This window comes from Vibrio salilacus, from assembly GCF_002811245.1.
Lineage (GTDB): Bacteria > Pseudomonadota > Gammaproteobacteria > Enterobacterales > Vibrionaceae > Vibrio > Vibrio salilacus.
Genome location: NZ_NIVQ01000048.1, coordinates 1 through 3209 on the forward strand (window position 1 = coordinate 1; position 3209 = coordinate 3209).

At 38.1% G+C, this 3209-nt stretch carries 2 protein-coding genes; both read right to left on the reverse strand.

The features are described from left to right. Positions 1 to 452: 452 nt before the first annotated feature. Entirely contained in the window at positions 453 to 2042 is a 1590-nt protein-coding gene (locus CDZ87_RS16440) for a hypothetical protein (protein ID WP_100754494.1), read from the reverse strand. A gap of 665 nt (positions 2043 to 2707) precedes the next feature. After that, entirely contained in the window at positions 2708 to 3043 is a 336-nt protein-coding gene (locus tag CDZ87_RS16450) for a superinfection immunity protein (RefSeq protein WP_100754496.1), read from the reverse strand. Positions 3044 to 3209 lie beyond the last annotated feature (166 nt).

A 3209-nucleotide genomic window follows, 5' to 3' on the forward strand; every position in this document is an offset into this window, starting at 1 on the left:
ATGAGGCAACCCGGCCAACGTTCAACAAGCGCCCTCTCTTTCCAACCACAGCGCAGAACAATGGCAAATTGTCGAGGCAACTGCCAAGCTGACATGCCAATTGGCAAATATGATGCAAGCGACTTAGAGCCAGTGCAATTTGAACCCAACCGCCACGATCCAATAATGAAGCAACCCACGAACATTAGTATGTTTTACCGGCTGAGTGATTCATGAACTTGGGCCGACAATGCCGATTTGCTGAAGTACTTAAACGATCTGCCAAAGGGACAAAGAACATAGATCGAAGAAACTTTAAGCCACTGAAATACAAGTAAACATAACGCCGCATTAAGGTGTGAGCAACGCAATACCTAAGCTTCCGCATACCACCTTAAACACTAAACGCAACGCATAGCAAAAATGCCAAGCGTTGCGAATCACTCTTAAACAGATTGTTAGGTTTCAGATACCTATTCACTGAAAAAATACTTCGGATGATAAAATTGTTTACCCGAAAAAATCAAAGTGGGTTCGTAACCATATTCACTATGAACTGATTGTTTCGCCTTGTTCAAAGCATCATCGATGTTTGTGGCAAGTACGTGAACAAACAGAAACTCATCATCACCATTGTTTGGATAGAAGTCAAAAATGTAGATATCTTCCTTTCTTTCTTTATCTACGATATTGACAAATACTTCATCAACATGGAAACCAAGGTCTGGAAATATAACATCCCCATTCTCAAACTCCAATGCGACCATATCGGTCGAGACATTTACGATTCTAATAAACTCTCGATCTTTATTGTATTTTAAGAATGGAAAGATTGAATCTTCATTTCCATAATACCAATCAACCTGACTTCCAGACTCCATTAAGATGAATTTATACTTCGGTACAGCTGGTGTACTTATTTTTCCCACTCTTAACTTGGTAAGCTCTTTTTCAACCAAGTTAACTTTTCCCTCAGGGGCAGGAATAAACGGAATACAATGGAACGTCGTATCTTGAATATTAGTAGGAACCTGATAGCCATCATTTAGCATCATTTGTAAATCATTGCTTACAATTAAACCTAATGTGCCCGATTTATCTTCTCGAACGTCTAGACTCAGTAGTAAATGATGTCTACTAAAATTCATATCTACGATGCAAACAACGTGACAGTATATATTCATAAATATGAAATATTTATACTCTCCACGATCAAACTTATTCCGACAGCTATCTAAAAATGAGGTCTGAGTCGATTCAGTTACATCAGAATTTTTATTTGATATAACGATATCGGAAATATCTGTATTTATTATGCAAACCGAGTGTTCATTGGCATTAACAGCAGCTATCTTTTGGCTATCAAAAGCTGGATTTTCTCCAGAAATTAAGTAGCAGATATCGGGCTGGTACTCTACACCAGAATCTGTGACACTTAACCCTGTATATGCACCACCAATACCATTTTCGATTGTGTAATTATGGATACCATAGCTTTGCAGCAATGCAATCATTTTTACCAATAACTCTTCATCACTTACGGAACCCAAAGGGATCTTAAGGTAGTCTTCCATAAAGACATTATAGAAAGTATTTGTATAATCGATTAACTCTTCTGTTGGTGAGCCGGTAAGGACCAAGCCATTTTCAAATTCGATATAAGTTGATCTTGTATTTTTAACTGTTATTAATTGCGGATGTTCATCATAAAATGCAATAGTAACTTCGATTGAGGGTTTGAGTTTAAAATCAGGGTAATTATCTATAGCTCCTCTAATCGAAGACACTACGTCAAATCCCAGTTCAATACGAAACGCAACATCATTTATAAACTCAGTTCCAAAATTTGCGTCACCAGCTAACGAGTAAGCAACATTAGATTTTGAAAAAATCTTATATGCCCTCTCGTATACATAATTTCCGCTATCTAACCTCCCTTGTCTTTCACAAAATGAAGTCGTTCCATTTGACATTCCATCATGATGATCGATTGGATTTGTTACAGCACTATCAGTAACGATAAAAGCTGCTGTTTCTGTTGTCCAAGCTACACTGTAAGTCATATTTCTAGTTCTATGTAAGTTACTGAATTTGAATTGAAACCTAACGCCGCGTTAAGTAGTGAGCAACATTGCCACCTGACCTAAACCATTGTGCCGTAAACACTAAATTCAAAGCAAACCAAAACTGCCGAGCGTTGCGAATCTGCCTTAAACGCTTTGTTAGTTGCCATTCTAAACCTCTGATTTCTTGTTTGTTTCCACTTTGCCAACGCCGTTTTTCAACGTGTTGAAAAACCCAAATCAGGCGCAGTTTCAAAGCGATTGTCACTGAAACCACTTGGAACTTACAACGCCGTAGAAAGCTGACTGAAAGCACCAAAAAGATCTTTTGGACAGGCAATGCTACAAAGCTGACTTTCAACGAGTGCATTTGCGTCTGAAACGGCAAAACAAAATCACAACACTAAAATCGAACACAATTTTAACAAGCCACACTCAGCTACAAAAAGGAGTAAAATTGCACGATGCATTAGCCCAAAACTTTCTGATTTAGCTGCATTTTTACCGCTGGCAACTAACGCCAAATTAAGGTGTGAACAACGCTAACACCTTAGCTAAACCATTGTGCCATAATCACTAAACTGACTTGAAATGAGAGCGCCGAGCGTTGTGAATCACTCTTAAATTTTTTGTTATGTGGTTCTTTACAGCGGCATTAGTTCCTTCTATTTGACCTTGAATTCATTCTCAGAAATAGTACATATCTCTTTCGAAGAGTGGAGCTTATCAAGCTCATCTACAACGTTAGCTATACTCGCAGCTTTATTTTCTGGGACAATAAAACACCAAATCAAAGCAATTAACCATCCTGCCCACCACAATAAAACACCTAAAACATTTACCAAGGCGATAGGAATCTTATAAGGATGATTTTTCTTTAACGCGATAATTGATGGAAGAAATGCAAATGGGATCAATATCATGAGTATAAGCAACAACGGCCCAGTACCTAACAAAAGCTTTAACACATGCAACAACTGCCAAATCCAGTCATCTGACATAATGAAGACCTCGTAGTTAATAATGAAACTAACAAAATAACACTATGGTTAATCCGATCAATATACCCTTAATTTTGGTACGTCCAAATACCACTGGTGTACGCCACCACATAACGCCGCGTTAAGTAGTGAGCAACATTGCCACCTAACTTAAACCATTGTGCCG